The 16,997-nt window shown below is 64.8% G+C and carries 20 protein-coding genes; 11 read left to right on the forward strand and 9 right to left on the reverse strand.

The features are described from left to right. The first annotated feature begins 86 nt into the window (after positions 1–86). Positions 87–479 carry a GFA family protein gene (locus tag NGM99_RS02200; RefSeq protein WP_252815486.1) on the forward strand — a complete coding sequence of 131 codons (393 nt, stop codon included), beginning with the start codon at positions 87–89 and terminating at the stop codon, positions 477–479. A gap of 3 nt (positions 480–482) precedes the next feature. Here NGM99_RS02200 and NGM99_RS02205 read toward each other — a convergent pair whose 3' ends face one another. Further along, positions 483–1,247, reverse strand: a complete 765-nt coding sequence (locus NGM99_RS02205) for a DUF3750 domain-containing protein (protein WP_252815488.1) — start codon at positions 1,245–1,247, stop codon at positions 483–485. Positions 1,248–1,366: 119 nt separating this feature from the next. Between NGM99_RS02205 and NGM99_RS02210 the strand changes: the two genes are divergently transcribed. Next, the gene (locus NGM99_RS02210; RefSeq protein ID WP_252815490.1) at positions 1,367–2,380 is read left to right on the forward strand and encodes an asparaginase; all 1,014 of its coding nucleotides are present in this window, start codon (positions 1,367–1,369) and stop codon (positions 2,378–2,380) included. Here NGM99_RS02210 and NGM99_RS02215 read toward each other — a convergent pair. Then, on the reverse strand, positions 2,373–3,749 hold the full coding sequence (locus tag NGM99_RS02215) for a TIGR03808 family TAT-translocated repetitive protein (RefSeq protein ID WP_252815492.1): 1,377 nt from the start codon (positions 3,747–3,749) through the stop codon (positions 2,373–2,375). The genes NGM99_RS02210 and NGM99_RS02215 overlap by 8 nt on opposite strands. Positions 3,750–3,796: 47 nt before the next feature. Between NGM99_RS02215 and NGM99_RS02220 the strand changes: the two genes are divergently transcribed. Next, the gene (locus tag NGM99_RS02220; protein ID WP_252815493.1) at positions 3,797–4,258 is read left to right on the forward strand and encodes a GreA/GreB family elongation factor; all 462 of its coding nucleotides are present in this window, start codon (positions 3,797–3,799) and stop codon (positions 4,256–4,258) included. Between the two features lie 77 nt (positions 4,259–4,335). Further along, the gene (locus tag NGM99_RS02225; RefSeq protein WP_252815495.1) at positions 4,336–5,898 is read left to right on the forward strand and encodes a helicase HerA-like C-terminal domain-containing protein; all 1,563 of its coding nucleotides are present in this window, start codon (positions 4,336–4,338) and stop codon (positions 5,896–5,898) included. Positions 5,899–6,123: 225 nt separating this feature from the next. On the opposite strand, the gene NGM99_RS02230 is transcribed toward NGM99_RS02225, so the two are convergent. After that, positions 6,124–6,852, reverse strand: a complete 729-nt coding sequence (locus NGM99_RS02230; protein ID WP_252815497.1) for a L,D-transpeptidase — start codon at positions 6,850–6,852, stop codon at positions 6,124–6,126. Between the two features lie 259 nt (positions 6,853–7,111). Between NGM99_RS02230 and NGM99_RS02235 the strand changes: the two genes are divergently transcribed. From NGM99_RS02235 to NGM99_RS02250, 4 genes are all read left to right on the forward strand, one after another. Next, entirely contained in the window at positions 7,112–7,981 is an 870-nt protein-coding gene (locus tag NGM99_RS02235) for a branched-chain amino acid aminotransferase (RefSeq protein ID WP_252815499.1), read from the forward strand. 127 nt (positions 7,982–8,108) lie between these two features. Then, positions 8,109–8,711, forward strand: coding sequence for a superoxide dismutase (locus tag NGM99_RS02240; RefSeq protein ID WP_252815501.1), 603 nt, complete (start codon positions 8,109–8,111; stop codon positions 8,709–8,711). A 241-nt stretch (positions 8,712–8,952) separates the two neighbouring features. Then, entirely contained in the window at positions 8,953–9,381 is a 429-nt protein-coding gene (locus tag NGM99_RS02245; protein WP_252815502.1) for a cytochrome c, read from the forward strand. Between the two features lie 9 nt (positions 9,382–9,390). Beyond that, complete coding sequence (locus NGM99_RS02250; RefSeq protein ID WP_252815505.1) at positions 9,391–10,341, forward strand: cytochrome c; 951 nt, start codon at positions 9,391–9,393, stop codon at positions 10,339–10,341. A 9-nt stretch (positions 10,342–10,350) separates the two neighbouring features. Here NGM99_RS02250 and NGM99_RS02255 read toward each other — a convergent pair whose 3' ends face one another. The 3 genes from NGM99_RS02255 to msrB form a co-directional block, all read right to left on the reverse strand. Then, positions 10,351–10,734, reverse strand: a complete 384-nt coding sequence (locus NGM99_RS02255; protein ID WP_252815507.1) for an SET domain-containing protein — start codon at positions 10,732–10,734, stop codon at positions 10,351–10,353. A gap of 1 nt (position 10,735) precedes the next feature. Further along, positions 10,736–12,850, reverse strand: a complete 2,115-nt coding sequence (locus tag NGM99_RS02260; protein WP_252815509.1) for a S9 family peptidase — start codon at positions 12,848–12,850, stop codon at positions 10,736–10,738. A 131-nt stretch (positions 12,851–12,981) separates the two neighbouring features. Next, the gene (gene msrB / locus NGM99_RS02265) at positions 12,982–13,407 is read right to left on the reverse strand and encodes a peptide-methionine (R)-S-oxide reductase MsrB (RefSeq protein WP_252815511.1); all 426 of its coding nucleotides are present in this window, start codon (positions 13,405–13,407) and stop codon (positions 12,982–12,984) included. Between the two features lie 346 nt (positions 13,408–13,753). Here msrB and NGM99_RS02270 point away from each other — a divergent pair, with 346 nt between their 5' ends. After that, complete coding sequence (locus NGM99_RS02270; RefSeq protein ID WP_252815513.1) at positions 13,754–14,179, forward strand: Ros/MucR family transcriptional regulator; 426 nt, start codon at positions 13,754–13,756, stop codon at positions 14,177–14,179. A gap of 7 nt (positions 14,180–14,186) precedes the next feature. Here the strand turns inward: NGM99_RS02270 and NGM99_RS02275 are convergent, their stop codons facing one another. After that, entirely contained in the window at positions 14,187–14,501 is a 315-nt protein-coding gene (locus tag NGM99_RS02275) for a hypothetical protein (protein WP_252815514.1), read from the reverse strand. Between the two features lie 216 nt (positions 14,502–14,717). On the opposite strand from NGM99_RS02275, the gene NGM99_RS02280 reads away from it, so the two are divergent. Continuing rightward, a complete protein-coding gene (locus NGM99_RS02280; RefSeq protein ID WP_252815515.1) occupies positions 14,718–15,134 on the forward strand; it encodes a helix-turn-helix domain-containing protein in 417 nt (138 codons plus the stop codon). Positions 15,135–15,136: 2 nt separating this feature from the next. Then, the gene (locus tag NGM99_RS02285) at positions 15,137–15,892 is read left to right on the forward strand and encodes a DUF6456 domain-containing protein (protein ID WP_252815516.1); all 756 of its coding nucleotides are present in this window, start codon (positions 15,137–15,139) and stop codon (positions 15,890–15,892) included. Positions 15,893–15,898: 6 nt separating this feature from the next. On the opposite strand, the gene NGM99_RS02290 is transcribed toward NGM99_RS02285, so the two are convergent. Both NGM99_RS02290 and NGM99_RS02295 read right to left on the reverse strand, forming a co-directional pair. Continuing rightward, entirely contained in the window at positions 15,899–16,330 is a 432-nt protein-coding gene (locus NGM99_RS02290) for a SufE family protein (protein ID WP_252815517.1), read from the reverse strand. Positions 16,331–16,361: 31 nt separating this feature from the next. Next, positions 16,362–16,724 carry a DUF5330 domain-containing protein gene (locus NGM99_RS02295; protein WP_252815518.1) on the reverse strand — a complete coding sequence of 121 codons (363 nt, stop codon included), beginning with the start codon at positions 16,722–16,724 and terminating at the stop codon, positions 16,362–16,364. Positions 16,725–16,997: the final 273 nt, after the last annotated feature.

The raw sequence follows: 16,997 nt of genomic DNA on the forward strand, positions 1-16,997 counted from the left end.
GACTGATCAGTCAATTAAAATCAATGGCGGGCGTTCCGGCGATAAGGCAGGCTGTGGACGGTTATTGCGATGGGAGGAGGCGCGCGGTGAAACGGATCGAGGCTGGGTGCCTGTGCGGCGCGGTTCGGCTGGTGGCCGAGGGAGAGCCCTATCGGGTCGGGCTCTGCCATTGTCTCGATTGCCGCAAGCATACCGGCTCGCTCTTCCACGGGTCGGCGATCTATCCGGAACGTGCCGTGACGATCACGGGCGAGACGGGGGATTACAAAGGCCGGAACTTCTGTTTGCGCTGCGGATCATCGGTGTTCGGGCGCAGCGAGGATGAGGTCGAGGTGAGCATCGGGGCATTCGACGCGGTCGACCAGTTCAAGCCGACATACGAGCTTTGGACCGTGCGGCGGGAGGGATGGCTGCCGCCATTTCCCGTCGCGCATCATTATGAGCGCGACCGGGAAGGTGTCGGGCGTTCGGAAGACTGACCCTCACGCTTCGGCCAGTTCGCGGCTGTTCCACAGTTCGACGCGGCCGAAGGCAGGGATGAGGATGGCCGGGCGGGCGAAGTCGAGGCCGGCGACGAGGCCCATGAAGTGCAGCTCGACGCCGCTTCCCCAGCCGAGCGAAAAGCCGGCGAGGCCGTTCAGCGTGACGTGCAGGTCCCAGCTTTGGGGATACCAGTCGGCGGCGAACCAGCCGGCCTCCCAGTCGCGGCCGACCGCATTGGGCGGCATGCGCGCCCCGAGTTCGGGCACGGTCTTCACCACATGGGCGACGAAGCTGTTGGAGTTGGGGCCGGGCCAGATGTGGTAGTCGCCGCTTTTCGAATAGGGATAGCTGTTGATTGCCGCTTCGACCTTGGGGATGAGCGCCTGAGCCTCGGCACCCGTGACGGCGCGGACGATGACGGGCTCGTTGGAATACCAACGGGCATCGGGCGCGTAATTGTTGCGCCGGACGGGACTGCCCCAGCCGACCTTGTCGTAGCGGACGTAAGGCTTGTCGCCGGCTTCCTTGGTGACGATCCAGCTATGGACGGAAAATGCGCCTTTCAGCCCGCCGGTCCGCGCGGCCATCACATAAACGGCGGCATCCTTTGACGAATGGGCGACGGGCAGCACGCCGCTGGCCGACCAGTCGGCGGAGCGCCATGAGTTCGGGCGATCCTGCATCAGCCACCAGCCGAGGGTGGCGAGCGCGGGCAGGATGAACACGACAAGAATGAAAAGCAGGAGGCGTGTCGCCAGCCACATCATGAAAGGCCTTTTACGTGGGGGAGTCTGCACCTTATGTGGCCCTCGGAATCGCGGCGCGCAATGCGAAGCGGTTTCACATTGAAGCGAAGCGAGCGTGGCGGGTTCAAGGCAGGGAAATGGCTGAAACGAGCGATCCGGTTCTGGTCGAAGTGTTGCGTGGCGATCGTGTGGAAAGCCGCCATCGCGGCGCGGTCGTGGTGGTCGATGCCGATGGCGGCACGGTGCTGGCGCTGGGCGATGGGGCGCAAGCGGTTTTCCCCCGTTCGGCGGTGAAGGTGATACAGGCGCTGCCGCTAGTCGAAACGGGCGCGGCGGACGCATTCGGCTTCGGACAAAAGGAACTGGCTCTGGCCTGCGCCTCGCATGCGGGCGAGGCGGAGCACGTACGGCTCGCGGCCTCGATGCTGGAGCGCGCGGGGCTCGACGAAACTGCGCTGGAGTGCGGAACGCATTGGCCGACGCGCTCCGAGGCCACGCGGGAACTGGCGCGCGAGGGCCGGACGCCGAACGCGTTGCACAACAACTGCTCGGGCAAGCATTCGGGCTTTCTCTGCACGTGCTGCCATACCGCGCATGAAACGGCGGGCTATGTGAAGCCGGGGCACTGGATCCAGGAAGAAATACGCGCAGCGCTGGAAGCCGTGACGGGGGCCGAGCACAGTGAAGCGAACCGAGCGACGGATGGTTGCGCCATCCCGACCTATGCGGTGCCGCTGCGAAATTATGCGCTGGGTTTCGTGCGGATGGCTTCGGGGCAGGGGCTTGAGCCTGAGCGCGCGGTGGCGGCGAAGCGGCTGATGACGGCCTGCATGGCCGAACCCTTCTATGTGGCCGGCACGAAGCGGGCGGACACGCTGATGATGGAAGCGGGCGCGGGGCGGCTGTTCACCAAGACGGGCGCGGAAGGCGTGTTCTGCGCGGCAATTCCTGAACTGGGTTTGGGCATCGCGATCAAGTGCGACGATGGTCAGGCGCGTGCGTCGGAAGTGGTCGTGGCGGAGGTTGCGGCCAGGCTGTTCGGGAAGGACGACGCGCTGGGGGCCAGGCTGGCCGAGATGGCACGGCCGGCGGTGCGGAACTGGAACGGCGAGACGGTGGGTTCGGTTCGGCCAGCGGCGGCGCTTAGCTGAGCCGATTGCCGGTGATGGTGAGATGGGCGGGCGCGCCTTCGCCTGAGACGAGATCGCCGGTGACGTGATCGGCCCAGCGGTGGCCGACGATGCCGCCCTGTTTTGCGCCCGAGATCAGATTGTTGGCAATGAGCGCGGCGCCCGCGCCGTCCACGACCGAGACACCGATGCCCCAACCGCAGTCGCGGATGATGTTGCCGGTGGCGGATACATCGCGCAGATAGGGCCCCCAGCCGAGATGGATGCCGGTGGCGGGGGCACCTTCGATGATGTTGCCGGACACGCTGGTGTCGGCTTCCACACTGATGCCGAGGCCGAAGCCAGCGGCGTCGGCGGGGTAGGGGCCTGATGCCGAGAGGTTGCGGACAAGGTTGTTGGCGCAGATCGCGAGCCTTCCGCCCTCGTTGAAGTTGGCCACCGAGATGCCGACGGCGGCGCCATCGACCGTGTTGCCGGTGATCGTCGCGCCTTGAAACGTGAATTCCGAATAGATCGCGGTTTCGCCGGAGCGGAGGCAGAGATTGTTGCTGATCTGGATGTTGTCGGCGCTGTTGGCGCGGATGGCGGAAAAGGCGCAATCGGCGACGTGGTTGTTGGAAACGATCACGTTGCCGGCGCGGAAGACGTTGACGCCGTTGCCGTTCTGGCCGGTGCCGCCAGCATCCGCGCGGATGGCGGTGACGCGGTTGTTGGCAACGATCGTGCCGTCCGCGCCCTGTTCCCAGCGATGCACGAGGATGCCGCCATTGCCGCAGGCGTGGACGGTGTTGTTGGTGATCGACAGGCCGGTGGAATCGACGGCGAAGATGGCGGCTTGGGTTGCACGTTCGATCGTGCAGCGTTCGACGCGGCCAGCGCAGGCTTCGAGCACGAGCGCGTGGCCGCCGGTGTTCTGGATTGTGCAGTTATCGATCTGGACAGAGCCGATGCGGCGAAGTTCGAGAAGGCCGGCGTTGGGCTCGGGCAGCTTGCGGTTCGCGCCGTCGAAACTGATTCCTGAGAGCGAGACGCGGTCGATGTCCTGGGCGACGAGCGTGTTGCGCGACAGGATGAAGCGCGTGGCGCCGGGGACGCCGACGAGGCGCAAGGGGCCGGGACTGGTAAATTCGCGGAAGTCGTAGTCGCCGGGGGCGAAGAAGATCGGCAGGTTGCGCTGGGCGGATTCGGCGAGGAGGCGTGATAACGCGCGGCTCTCGACGGTGCCCGGAAGCACGCCGAAGTCCGAGGCCATGAGGACGGGCACCAGAGGCGCGGTCTGGGCCGCGGCTTGGCCCGTGAGGGCTGCGCCGAGAACAGGCAGAGCGAGGGCCGTGCGGAAGAGCTTGCGACGGTTCGCCTTGTGCTCCGATCCCGGCTCCGATCCCGACATGCCGCTGCTCCTTTTGTTTTTCGTCTTTCCGACACTAGATCAGGAAGATGAGCAGAGCATTCACCAAGGAAGATGAAAGCGGCGATGTGCTGGGCGGGATCGGCGAGCGGCCGGTCAGCACGCACCGCAATCTCGTGACGCCTCAAGGCATTGCCGCGATGGACCGCGAGATCGCATCCTTGCGCGAGGAACTGGCGAAAGGGCCGGACCGCGAGAAGGTGGCGCTGCTGTCGCGCGACCTGCGCTATTGGACGGCGCGTCGGGAAACGGCGGAATTGTCGGTGCCCGAGCCCGGCTCGGATGTGGTGCGCTTCGGCATGGTGGTTTCGCTCGAAAGCGAGGACGGGCGCGAAGCGCGCTGGCGGATCGTGGGCGAGGACGAGGCGGATGCGGCGCATGGGTCGATCAGCCATGTCTCGCCGATGGCCCGCGCGCTGTTCGGCAAAGGCGTGGGCGACGTCGCGACGGTCAACGGCGTCGAATGGGAGATCGTCGGGCTCGGCGCGTGAGCGGCGTTGAGGTTTCCCCCATCGCATCTATAAACATCGCCATGGGAGGCTGGGCGCCTCGGTGAGAGGGAGCCAGCATGGCGGACGGCGACAGCATCTTCATCGGCGCGAGCCGCAAGCCGGATGACAGCTACAACCGGCCCGAACAGCTTCTCCTGAAATACGGCAACCGGCATGGGCTTGTGACGGGCGCCACGGGCACCGGCAAGACGGTGACGCTGCAGGTGATGGCCGAAGGCTTCTCCTTGGCTGGCGTGCCGGTATTCTGCGCCGATGTGAAGGGCGACCTTTCCGGCATCGGCGCGATGGGCCAGCCCAACGACGCGATGCGCAAGCGCGCCGAGGACGTGCAATTCTCGCCCTACGAGCCCAGGCAGTTTCCAACGATCTTCTGGGATCTGTTCGGCGAAAAGGGGCATCCGATCCGGGCCACGGTTTCGGAGATGGGGCCGCTGCTGCTGGCGCGGCTGCTCGACATGACGGACGCGCAGGAAGGTGTGCTCAACATCGCCTTCAAGCTCGCCGACGAGGAAGGGCTGTTGCTGCTCGATCTCAAGGATCTGCAGGCCCTGCTTGCCAATATGGCGACGCGCGACAAGGAGATCGCGGCGCGCTACGGGCTGGTGTCGAAGGCCTCGATCGGCGTGATCCAGCGCGCGCTTCTGGTGCTCGAAACGCAGGGCGGCAATCACTTCTTCGGCGAGCCGGCGCTGCGCATTCCGGACATCATGCGCACCACGCCGGATGGGCGGGGCATGATCAACGTGCTGGCCGCCGACAAGCTCATGATGAACCCGCGTCTCTATGCGACGTTCCTGCTCTGGCTGATGTCGGAACTGTTCGAGGAACTGCCCGAGGTGGGCGACCCGGAAAAGCCCCGGCTTGCCTTCTTCTTCGACGAGGCGCATCTGTTGTTCGACGATGCGCCGAAGGTGCTGGTGGAGCGCGTGGAGCAGGTGGTGCGGCTGATCCGCTCCAAGGGCGTCGGCATCTATTTCGTGACGCAGAACCCGCTCGACATTCCCGAAAGCGTTCTCGCGCAGCTGGGCAACCGGGTGCAGCACGCGCTGCGCGCCTATACGCCGCGCGAGCAGAAGGCGGTGCGCACGGCGGCCGAAACGTTCAGGCCCAATCCCGATTTCGACTGCGCGACGGTGATCACCAATCTCGGCGTGGGCGAGGCGCTGGTTTCGACGCTGGAAGCGAAGGCCGTGCCGAGCATGGTGCAGCGGACGCTCATCCGCCCGCCGCTGTCGCGCATGGGACCGATCACGGATGCCGAGCGCGCGGTGTCGATGACGATGAGCCCGGTGTCGGGACAGTATGACCGGACGGTGGATCGCGAGTCGGCCTACGAGGTGCTGCAGAAGCGGGCGACCGACGCGATGGCAAAGGAGGCGCGGGCATCCGAAGCGGAGGCGCCGGCGCAGGCGGGAACGCGCGGGCGGTGGACGCTGCCGGATTTCGGAGGTGGGGAGTCTGGCTCCGCGCCTCAGACGCGGCGAGCCCCGGCGCAGCGGGCTTCGAACCGGCAGACGGTGGCGGAGGCCGCGATCAAGTCGGTGGTGCGGTCGGTAGGCTCGCAGGTGGGGCGGGCGCTGGTGCGGGGAATCTTGGGAAGTTTGAAGAAGGGGTTTTGATGGGGGCTCATCGCGGAGGTTCGCGAGGCGGACAGGTCACCCCCACCCCATACCCCTCCCCACAAGGGGGAGGGAGGGCGTCAGCGTTGCGCTTTTTTCTTCGTGCCAGGTGCCGAGTTTTGGAGTTGAACTCGGCGCTGGCGTCCCCTTTCTTATGGGGAGGGGTATGGGGTGGGGGTGACTTTGCCGCCCCTCGACCCCTCGACGAATAGTACGCCCGAACCCTCAGATCACCTTCAGCTTCGAGCCGTTCGGGACGCGGTCGTAGAGGTCGATGATGTCCTGGTTCATCAGGCGCACGCAGCCTGAGGAGACGTTGCGGCCGATGGAGGTCCATTCGGGGTTGCCGTGGAGGCGGTAGAGCGTGTCCTGGCCGTTCTGGAAGATGTAGAGGGCACGGGCGCCGAGGGGGTTCATCAGGCCGCCGGGCATGCCGCCGAGGTCCTGGTCGTATTTGGCGAGTTCGGGCTGGCGCGCGATCATTTCGCGCGGGGGCGTCCATTTCGGCCAGACCTGCTTCCACTGGATCACGCCGTCGCCCGACCACTCGAAGCCCTGACGGCCCAGGCCCACGCCGTAGCGCATGGCCCGGCCGCCCTGCTGGGTGAGGTAGAGGAAGTGGTTGCGGGTGTCGACGATGATCGTGCCCGGCAGTTCGCCGAACGGATCGGGCACCTGCTGGCGCAGGAATTGCGGGTCGATCTTCTGCCACGGCACGGCGGGAACGGTGAAGCCGTTGTCGACCACGGGGCCATACATCAGCGCATAGTTCGAGTCCTGCTCATAAACGCCCGGCTCGTTGCCGCCCGGTTCAAGAGAGGGCACGCCCGAGTAAACGGGAACGCGGCTGAACGTGGTGCAACCGGCGAGTGCCGCCGAACCGAGGAGAGCTGAACCGATTGAAAGAAAGCGGCGCCGGGAGGTTGGCGCATTGAAAATGGATGAACTCGACATGTGACCCCACTGGCGCGGCGATAAGAGGAACGCTGCCACGCGATTTCGACAAAGACGTTATGGCACCAGAAGAGTTCCGATTGCGGCTTTGCCGAGGACAAAGATTGGTGAGCCTGTGATGGAACGGCCACTGTGGCGGATCGGCAACGGGGCGGTGAGCGCCTGCAATCGGTGCACAAGGGAAGGGACGGTTGTGCCAGCGGTTGACGCGTAGCGCCGAACTGTCGTCCAACGCGCGGGTAACCTCGGGAGAACAGCGATGGCGCAGACCGCAGCGGCGCAAGGAGCGACCTGGACATTTGTCGATGGCGACTGGCACGAGGGCAATCCCGGCATTCTCGGACCACGCAGCCATGCTTTCTGGCTGGGCTCGAGCGTGTTCGATGGGGCGCGGTGGTTCGAAGGCGTGACGCCCGACCTCGACCGCCATGCGGCGCGCGTGAACGCTTCGGCCGAGGCATTAGGCCTGTCGCCGAGCATGGCGGCCGACGAGATCGTCGGGCTGACGCATGAGGGGCTGAAGAAGTTCGACGGTAAGACGGCCGTCTATATAAGGCCCATGTATTGGGCCGAGCATGGCGGCTATATGGGCGTGCCGGCGGACCCGGATTCCACACGCTTCTGCCTCTGCCTTTATGAGGCGCCGATGATCGCGCCGAGCGGGTTCTCGGTAACGGTCTCGCCCTTCCGCAGGCCTTCCATCGAGACGGCGCCGACGAACGCCAAGGCAGGCTGCCTTTACCCGAACAACGCCCGCGCGATCCTCGAAGCGCGCAAGCGTGGGTTCGACAATGCACTGGTGCTCGACATGCTGGGCAATGTCGCCGAAACGGGCACGTCCAACATCTTCATGGCCCGCGATGGCGAAGTGTTCACGCCCGCCCCGAACGGCTCGTTTCTCAATGGCATCACGCGCACGCGCACGATCGGGCTTTTGCGCGAGAGCGGCGTGACGGTGACCGAGAAGGCGTTGAGCGTGCGCGACTTCCTCGATGCCGACGAGATCTTCTCGACCGGCAACCATTCCAAGGTCGTGCCGGTGACGCGGATCGAGGAGCGTGACCTGCAGCCCGGTCCGGTGGCGGAAAAAGCAAGAAAACTCTATTGGGACTGGGCCCATGGGGGCTGAAATTCTTTGACGGATGAAGCCTCTAACCCTATCTCGCCCAACAACCCTATAGTGGGGGCGAGGGGCTTCGGGGCGCTGATCCAACCCGGACCACCCGATCACTGGGATTCAAGAAGGAGAGACGACCATGGCTTTCACCCTGCCCGAGCTTCCCTACGACTACACGGCGCTTCAGCCTTTCATGTCGCAGGAAACGCTGGAGTATCACCACGACAAGCACCACAAGGCCTATGTGGACAACGGCAACAAGCTTCTGGCTGAATCGGGCCTGGGCGACCTGCCGCTCGAAGAGGTAGTGAAGCAGTCCTATGGCAAGAATCCCGGCCTCTTCAACAATGCCGGCCAGCACTACAACCACCTCCATTTCTGGAACTGGCTGAAGAAGGACGGCGGCGGCAACAAGCTGCCGGGCTCGCTGCAGCAGGCCTTCGACAGCGATCTGGGCGGCTATGACAAGTTCCGCGCCGACTTCATCAATGCCGGCACCACGCAGTTCGGTTCGGGCTGGGCCTGGGTCGCGGTGAAGGACGGGAAGCTGGAAATCAGCAAGACGCCGAACGGCGAAAACCCGCTGGTGCATGGCGCGACGCCGATCCTGGGCGTCGATGTGTGGGAGCACTCCTACTACATCGACTATCGCAACGCGCGTCCGAAATACCTCGAGGCGTTCGTGGATAGCCTGATCAACTGGGACTACGTGGCCGAGCTTTACGAGAAGGCACGCGGCTGAGCCGAAGCCTGTCGGGGCGCAATCTCGGGTCGGCCAAAGCCTTCCGCCGATGAATGTGCCAAACACGCTCATTCCCGCATCGGACCAAGGTCTGAAACGAGCCCCGGCCATCGCGCCGGGGCTTTGCTTTAGGGAGAAAGTGTTCGACACTGGCCCGGCCGATGGGAGCCGAAAGCCCTTCTTCCGCGTTCCGCCCGTCAGGCGATCCAGCCAGCCGTCATGGCCAGCCACGAGGACAGTGATGAAGAAGACTCTCTTGATTTTGCCTCTGATCGCGCTGGGCGCGACAGCCGCACTCGCCGACCCGAAGGAAGACCGTGAAGCGCTGATGAAGGAGCGCGCAGGCATCCTTCGGCAGATTGCGCCGGTGGCCAAGGGCGATGCCGCCTTCGACGCCGCCGCCGTGCAGGCGCTGCTGGTGAAGCTCGACGAGAACGCCAAGCGCGATGGCGTGGACGAGCTGTTTCCCGAGGGCAGCCAGGGCGGCGAAGCTTCGCCGAAGATCTGGGAAGACAAGAACGGGTTCAAGGCCGAGTGGGCGCGCTACGCGGATGCGACCGCAGCCGCCGTGGCCGCCGCGCCGAAAGACCAGGCTTCGCTTCAGTCCGCGATCGGCCCCGTTACCAAGGAATGCGGGGTTTGCCACCAGAACTTCCGGGTCAAGGACTGAGCCCGGCCAGTGCGGCTGGTCGCGAAACTCGGTGCCGCCGCGCTCATTCTCGTCGGAGCGGGTGCGGCGGGTGGCTGGGCGCTGACCGCGCCGCGAAGCTTGAGCGAAGCGGAACTGGCCGGCATCAGCAGCGGTGATCCGGTTCAGGGCCAGCGCATCTTCAACGCGGGCAGCTGCGCTTCATGCCATGCCGCACCGGGCGCGGAGGGCGAGGCGCGGAAGCGCCTCGGCGGCGGCGTCCGGCTCGCGACGCAGTTCGGCACCTTCGTCGCCCCCAACATCTCGCCGGACCCGCAGGACGGCATCGGCAACTGGGCGCTGCAGGATTTCGCGAATGCCGTGCTGAGGGGCGTGTCGCCGGGCGGCCAGCATTATTACCCGGCGTTTCCCTACACATCCTATGCGCGGATGAAGCCACAGGACGTGGCCGATCTCTACGCTTACCTGCGCACGCTGCCGCCCGTTCAGGGCAAGGCCGCGGCGAACGAGGTGAGCTTTCCGTTCAATATCCGGCGTGGCCTTGGGCTCTGGAAACTGCTTTATCTCGATCCGGCACCAGTGGTCGCGGAGGCTGAAAGCGCGGGCGGCGCGATTGCGGCTGGCCGCTATCTCGTCGAAGGGCCGGGGCACTGCGGGGAATGCCACACGCCGCGCAACGCCATTGGCGGCCTCAAGAAGGACCAGTGGCTCGCGGGTGCGGCGGCCGCCGAGGGGCAGGGGAACGTGCCCAACATCACCGGTGGCGAGGGCGGCATCGGCGAATGGTCCGAAGAGGATATCGTGAACCTTCTGGAAACGGGCTTCACGCCGGAGTTCGATTCGGTCGGCGGGCCGATGGCCGATGTGGTGAAGAACACCGCGCAGCTGACGGCAGATGACCGCGCGGCGATGGCGGCCTATCTCAAATCGATCCCGCCGCATCCGAACGGCTACACTTCGGCGCCGACGCCCGCGCAATAACCGCCTGGGTCACCGCTCGCCCAGGAACTCGAAGCCTTCGGGGAAGAAGGCGTTGTAGTCGCAGGTGAGTTCCTCGCCGGCTGCGATGTCGCGGATGGCGTAGTGGTCGTCCTCATCGCGGACGTCGCAGTTGGGGTCGTCGGCGTGGTTCATGTAGCGCGCATCGTCGGCCTCGAAGAGGATGAAGCCGGGATGCTTACGCGACGGATAGGCGTAGCGGTCGAGGGTCGCCTTCACGGGGCCAGTTTCGCTCTCGTAGAGATCGACCGGAACCAGCCGGTCGTAATCGGGGTGGAAGGTCCAGGTGCGCGTGCCGGCGGGAATCGGCTTCTTGGCGAAGACGCCGATGCCTTCGAGCGGCGAGGGCGCGAGATAGACCTCCACCAGAAGCATGTCAGGCGCCCGTCTTCGCATGCCGGCCCGCGACCTTGATGGCGAAGGCATAGGAATAGGCGATCTCCTCGAGGCGCGAGAAGCGACCGGACGCGCCCGCATGGCCCGAATCCATGTGGATCTTGAACAGCACCGGATTGGTGCCGCGCTTGCGCGCGCGCAGGCGAGCGACCCATTTCGCGGGCTCCCAATAGGTCACGCGCGGGTCGGTGAGGCCGGCGACCGCGAGGATCGGCGGGTAGTCGAGCGCGTCAACGTTATCGTAAGGCGAGTAGGAGGCGATGATGTTGTAGTCGCTTTCCGACGCGATCGGGTTGCCCCATTCGGGCCATTCGGGCGGGGTGAGGGGAAGCGAGGCGTCGAGCATCGTGGTCAGCACGTCCACGAAAGGCACTTCCGCGATGACGCCGCCGAAGCTTTGGGGCGCCATGTTGGCCACCGCGCCCATCAGCATGCCGCCGGCCGAGCCGCCTTGCGCGACGATGCGGTCGTGGCTCGTGTAGCCGTGCTCGACCAAGCGGCGGGCAGCCGAGATGAAGTCGTGGAATGTGTTGGCCTTCTTCTGGCGCTTGCCGTCCTCGTACCAGCCGTAACCCTTGTCCTTGCCTCCACGGATATGGGCAATGGCATAAACGAAGCCGCGATCCACCAGCGAGAGCAGGTTGGTGTTGAACGAGGCGGGGATGGAGATGCCGTAGGAGCCGTAGCCGTAGAGCAGGCAGGGGGCCTGGCCGTTGAGTTCGAGATCGCGGCGGTGGATGAGCGAGATGGGAACGAGTTCCCCGTCATGCGCGGGCGCCATCAGGCGGCGGGTGACGTAATTGGACGCGTCATGGCCGGAGGGCACTTCCTGCGTCTTGAGCAGCGTGCGCTCCCGCGTGCGCATGTCGTAGTCGAAGACCTGCGCGGGCGTGGTCATCGACGAATAGGAGAAGCGGATCACATCCGTGTCGTACTCGTAGGAGCCCGACAGGCCGAGCGAGTAGGCCTCCTCGTCGAAGGCGATGGCGTGTTCTTCGCCGGTCTCGCGCTCGCGGATGACGATGCGGGGAATGCCGTCCTTGCGCTCGAGGCGGACGAGGTGACGGGCGAAGCCCATGATGGAAAGGATCAGGCGGCCGGGCTCGTGGGGGACGAGATCGGTCCAGTTTTCGCGCGACGGATCACTGGCCGAAACAGTCGCGATCTTGAAGTCCTTGGCGCCATCGGCGTTGGTGAGGACGAAGAAGATGTCGCCGCCTTCTTCCAGTTCGTATTGAAGGCCGGACTCGCGCGCGGCGACGATGCGCGGTTCGGCGTGCGGCTGGTCGGCGGGGATCAGCCGGTATTCGGTGGTCTCGTGATCGTTGATGGACAGCACGATCCAGTCATTGCGACGCGTGCCGCCGACGCTCATGAAGAAGCCCGGATCGGTTTCCTCATAGACGAGGCGATCCTGCGCGGGATCGGTGCCGAGCACGTGGTAGAAGGCCTTGGAGGGACGGTGGTTCTCGTCGAGGCGGGTGTAGAAGAAACCCTTGTCGCCATCGGCCCATGTGCCGGAGCCGCCGGTGTCGGTGATGATGTCGCCGATATCGGCGCCGGATGAAAGGTCGCGGACCTTGAGCGTGTAGAACTCCGAGCCCTTGTCGTCGAAGCTCCAGATGAGCCTGGAATGGTCGGAAGCGTGGTCGGTGCCGCCGAGGCGGAAATAGGCCTTGCCTTCCGCCTCGTGATCTCCGTCGAGCAGCAGTTCCTCCACGCCGCCCTCGCGCGGGGTGCGGAAGAAGCGGGGCTGCTCGCCGCCGGTGCGATAGGCGGTGCCATAGGCGAAGGGGCCGTCCTTCATGGGAACGGAACTGTCGTCCTCCTTGATGCGGCCCTTCATCTCGGCAAAGAGCGTCGCCTGCAGACCTTGCGTATCGGCCATCATCGCCGTCTGATATTCGTTTTCGGCGAGCAGGTGGTTGCGGATCTTGTCGTCCAGCGTGGACGGATCGCGAAAGACTTCCTGCCAGTTCTCGGCGCGCATCCAGGCATATTCATCGACCCGGGTGATACCGTGCCGGGTGTCCGCCTCGGGATGCTCAGCGGCGACAGGGGGTTCGATGGCGGGAAAGTCTTTGTGGATCGTCATGAAGGGATGAGCAGTCCTGAGGGGCGGGCGGGTGTTGCGGTTGAAGCCTGTTTCGGGCGGCCGCGCAACCGCCGTCAAAGGACGGGCCGGCATTGAGCCGGCCCGGTGGGGAAATCAGCTGAGGTGTGCGCTTACGTGGCGTCCTTCTCGAAATCGAGTGCCGTGCCGTTCATGCAGTAGCGAAGGCCGGTCGGCTGCGGGCCATCCTCGAAGACGTGGCCGAGATGGGCGTCGCAGTCGGCGCAGCGGACCTCGGTGCGGGTCATGAAATGCGAGCGGTCGGAATGCTCGGCGACAGCCTCGCCACTGACAGGCTGGTAGAAGCTCGGCCAGCCCGAACCGGACTCGTATTTGGTTTCGGACCTGAACAGCGGCTTGCCGCAGGACACGCAGGTGTAGGTGCCGGCTTCCTTGTTATCGAGAAAGGGACCGGTCCAGGCGCGCTCGGTGCCGTGCTCGCGCGTGACGTGGTATTGCGCGGGCGTCAGCTCGGCGCGCCATTCGGCATCGGACTTCTGAACCTTGGGATGGCCGGTGGGATGGCTCGTATCGGACATGAGAAGACTCCTTGGCTGCCGCTCAATATAGGGAGCGCCGAGGATTTCTTGTAGATTGCACGCTAGCGTATCGGGGACACGAACGCGCAATCTTTCCGAAACGCAAGCTGACAAAATTCATAGGGAACCAATCAGGAACAAGTTGCGGGCCCATGAACCCAAGTGATTGCGAGTATTGCGAACTCGGGTCGTAGTGACGTGCCGAAGCGGAAATAGAAGTGATACGCCCTGTTCCTTTCTCTTTTTGCTTGTTAGAAGGCAATTGGTTTGCCGGTTGCGCACCAATCGCTTGGTGAGGCGATGCGCGACTGAAACCATATTCACGATGAACTTTTGGGGTTAGAAAATGGAAGAAGATCTGCTCGCACCGCCGGGCGATAACTCGTTGATTTCGCTGACGGCCGATGTCGTATCTGCCTATGTGAGCAACAATGCCGTGCCGGCCAGCGAGCTGGGCAACCTGATCGCGGAAGTGCATTCCGCGCTCGGCCGAGTCGGCGGCAACACCGTCGAGCCCGTGCAGGCCGACAAGCAAAAGCCGGCAGTCAATCCGAAGCGCTCGATCCATGATGACTACATCATCTGCCTCGAGGATGGAAAACGCTTCAAGTCGCTGAAGCGCCATCTGATGACGCACTACAACATGACGCCCGAGCAGTATCGCGAGAAGTGGGGCCTCGACGCTTCCTATCCGATGGTCGCGCCGAACTATGCGGCCGCGCGCTCGCAGCTTGCTAAGAACATGGGCCTGGGCCGCAAGACTCGCGACTGAGCTTCGTTTACATCTTGTGAGATCGGCGGCGCCTGCGGGCGCCGCTGTTGTTTTTGGCGGTCGGTTCGCTGCAGGCCAGACGGTCGAGCGAGCGCTTGAGCGCGATGTGGCGATCGAGACTGTAGCCCCGCGCACCGCCGAGACCTTTCAGCCTTTCCTTTTGGATACCACGCGCGAGATGCGCGGCGATGCGCGACCGCTCGGCCGGCGGACGATCCTCGACGCGCGTGAGGTCGATGCGGCAGCATAGCCACGCGGCGGCGACCTCCGCGCCGGATATGGCGGATGTGGTCGAGGAATCGAGAAGAAGCAGGTCGGTCATGATTGGCTCATCGAGTCGTCGTTCTGATGGCCATGAAGATGAGCGATGCTGCAGGGCGGCGGATGAAAGCTGGCTGTCGGGCAAGAAGAACTCGAAAAATACTTGAGCGCGAACAACGGCTTGCATGTTCTTCCACCGGTGCAATGTTCTTGTTTTGTTCACTACTCGCAGGAATTTCGATATAAGACGAAATTCCTAGATCATGCGAGGGTGTCCGTGTCCGCCAAGCCTGCCTGCAAAGAGTGCGAAGTACGGGAAGCGGAGGCGGACACCGCCTTCGAACCCGCGTCCGCGCCGCAGCCCAAGAAGCGCGACGAGCGGGTGCTTTCGCTCTGCGAGGGCATGATCGACATCGCGGCAGCGCTCTTCAGCGTGTCGGGACGCGAATTGCGGCGCGGCGGGCGGAGGAGCTTGCCGGTGGCGCGCGTGCGCCAGATCGCGATGTATGTGGCCCATACCGTGCTGGGCCTGAGCATGAAGGAAGTGGGGCGGGGCTTCGGCCGCGACCGGACCACGGTGCTCCACGCCTGCCATCTGGTCGAGGACATGCGCGACGAGGAAGAATTCGACCGCCATGTGGTGCTGACCGAGCGCGTCGCGATGGCCGCGTTCCGCGACCGTCTGGAGCGCTGAGCATGGAGCGGGGGAAGGAACGGGTCCTCCACTTCCTGCGTGGTGGCGAGGCGACGGAAACGGCGGCATCGGGCGGCGCTGGGACGCGGCTGCTGGAGCGCGGAGGCGGATCGCTCAGCGTGGCTGCGGCCGATCTGGATGGGCTGGTGAAGCTCGGCCTGATCGAGCGCGCGGGCGGTGTGGTGCGGCTGGTGAAGCAAAAGGGCGATGCGCTGGGCGCGCAGCCGCGCCAAGTGGCGTCAGTCGCAGTCGGCGGAAGCGCGCCGGCGCGTGCGGCGATCAATCTCTCCGAATCGCCGCTCGGCTCGCTGATGCGGCGAAAGACCAAGGAGGGCGAGGCGTTTCTGAGTGACGCGGAGTTTCACGCGGGCGAGCGGTTGCGGGCGGATTTCACGCGGGGGCAGCTGATGCCCCGGCTGGGCGCGAGCTGGGTCGGTTCGGTCTCATCGGGCAAACGCGGCGCGGGCGGCGGGGTAGTGGAACTGACGGATGCCGCCATGGCCGCGCGGCTGCGAGTGGGCAAGGCGCTGGACGCGGTGGGTCCGGAACTGTCGGGCGTGCTGGTCGATGTCTGCTGTTTCCTGAAAGGGCTGGAGCAGGTCGAAAGCGAGCGGGGCTGGCCGGTGCGCTCGGCCAAGATCGTGCTGAAGACGGCTCTGGGCGTGCTGGCACGGCACTACCGGCCGGAAGATGAAAAGCCGAAGGCCGGCGTTTTTCACTGGGGTGCGGCGGATTACCGCCCCAAGCTGAAGGACTGACGCGGCTCAGGCGGCCACTTCGAGGGCTTCCTGGGCGTCGTGCTTGATGCGGCGGATCATGGAGCGCAAGCCGTTGGCGCGCTGGGGGGTGAGGTGCTCGTTGAGGCCGAGCTCGCGCAGGATCGGCTCGGCATCCGTTGCGACGATCTCCGAGGCGTGCTTGCCGGAATAAAGCGCGAGCATGATGGCGACGAGGCCGCGCACGATATGGGCGTCGGACTGGCCGCGGAAGCGCACGACGGGATCGGCCCCGCTCTCACGCTCGGTGACGAGCCAGACCTGGCTGACGCAGCCCGACACCTTGTTCTGGGACGACTGCTCGTCGGGCGCGAGTTGCGGCAGGTCCTCGCCGAGCTCGATGACGTAGCGATAGCGGTCGTCGAAGCTGTCGGCGTCGAGAAACGCGAAGTCGTCGCGAATTTCCTGAATGGTCTTCATGAGGGGGATATAGGGAGCGAAATCACTCGCGTCACGGCTGCGCGGGCAGATCGTCGAGATTGGCGGGAATGGCGGAAACGGTTTCGGGGAGAACAACGGCTTCGAGCGCCGCCGGGCCGGCGTTCTGCGTTTCTTCCGTATCCAGGAGCTTCATGGCGATGCGGCCGGTTTCCTGCGCGCGCACGCTGACGGTGTGAAAGGCGGTGCGGCCCGTCTCGCAGACATCGGGCTTGCGCTCGCACAGGCCCGCGAGATCGCCCACCGCCTCGCCGGCGGCGGACAATGCCTGGATGGCGTTCACGCGCGGCGCGCCATCATCCGCATTGCCGAAATCGAACGGCAGCGCGAGCAGCACCAGCGAGAACCAGAAACCCATCCGCAACAAGAAGAACACCGGCGAACCCTTTTCCGTGAGCGAGCCGGACGCATCCGGATCGAGACCACAGTGACATAGAGGTGTGGAAGCCAGTTTGAAGATGAGAGGCGAATTGGAGGGAAGGGGGAAAGGAATTGGTTACCGATATCCACAGGCGCGTCGGAAGTTTGAAGAGGATCGGGTGACTCGCGATGACGGTGTTCCATTGCGGAAAAAAATTCGCCGGCGGAAGCGTTACCCCCACCCTTTATCCCTCGCCACAAGGGGGAGGGAGGGCGCCGGCGCCGCACC

The organism is Mesorhizobium liriopis (assembly GCF_024053505.1).
GTDB lineage: Bacteria > Pseudomonadota > Alphaproteobacteria > Rhizobiales > Rhizobiaceae > Mesorhizobium_B > Mesorhizobium_B liriopis.